Source organism: Ruegeria sp. 6PALISEP08, from assembly GCF_001238295.1.
Lineage (GTDB): Bacteria > Pseudomonadota > Alphaproteobacteria > Rhodobacterales > Rhodobacteraceae > Ruegeria.
This window is the reverse complement of record NZ_LGXZ01000037.1, coordinates 1-1132: the sequence shown is the minus strand read 5'-3', so window position 1 is coordinate 1132 and position 1132 is coordinate 1. Positions and strand designations below refer to the sequence as shown.

General features: G+C 58.6%; 1 protein-coding gene. It reads right to left on the bottom strand.

Going from position 1 to position 1132, the window contains the following annotated elements; translation table 11 throughout:
* A partial coding sequence (gene tuf, locus ALB80_RS21655) for an elongation factor Tu (RefSeq protein WP_050606179.1) occupies positions 1–1132 on the bottom strand: 1132 nt, incomplete at both ends.

Here is a 1132-nt window from a genome sequence, read left to right as displayed (position 1 = left end):
CCGCCTTCGCGGATGGCGAAGCGCAGGCCGTTTTCCATCGCGATCGGTGCGATCAGCTCAACCTCGAACGACACGTTGTCGCCGGGCATAACCATCTCGGTGCCAGCCGCCAGGGTCACGGTGCCGGTCACATCAGTGGTCCGGAAGTAGAACTGCGGACGGTAGTTCGCGAAGAACGGCGTGTGACGGCCACCCTCTTCCTTGGTCAGGATATAGGCTTCGGCTTCGAACTTGGTGTGCGGTGTAACCGAGCCCGGCTTACACAGAACCTGACCACGCTCAACGCCTTCACGGTCAACACCACGCAGCAGCGCCCCGATGTTGTCGCCCGCTTCACCGCGGTCCAGCAGCTTGCGGAACATTTCAACGCCGGTACAGGTGGTTTTCGAAGTGTCGCGGATGCCGACGATTTCGATCTCGTCGCCAACGTTGATCACGCCACGCTCAACACGACCGGTCACAACAGTACCACGACCCGAGATCGAGAACACGTCTTCGATCGGCATCAGGAACGGCTGGTCAACGGCACGCTCTGGGGTGTCGATATACTCATCAACAGCCGCCATCAGTTCGCGGATCTTCTCTTCGCCGATTTCAGGGTTGTTGCCTTCCATCGCGGCCAGAGCCGAACCGGCAATGATCGGAATGTCGTCGCCGGGGTAGTCATACGAAGACAGCAGCTCGCGGATTTCCATTTCCACCAGTTCCAGCAGCTCTTCGTCGTCAACCTGGTCCACTTTGTTCATGAACACGACCATCTTCGGGATGCCAACCTGGCGGCCCAGCAGAATGTGCTCACGCGTCTGCGGCATCGGGCCGTCAGCTGCGTTCACAACCAGGATCGCGCCGTCCATCTGCGCAGCACCGGTGATCATGTTCTTGACGTAGTCAGCGTGGCCGGGGCAATCAACGTGCGCATAGTGGCGGTTGTCGGTCTCGTATTCCACGTGGGCGGTCGAGATGGTGATGCCACGAGCCTTTTCTTCAGGCGCGCCGTCAATCTGGTCATACGCTTTGAAGTCACCGAAATACTTGGTGATTGCTGCGGTCAGCGTCGTTTTACCATGGTCAACGTGGCCAATCGTGCCGATGTTGACGTGCGGCTTATTACGCTCAAACTTTTCCTTTGCCA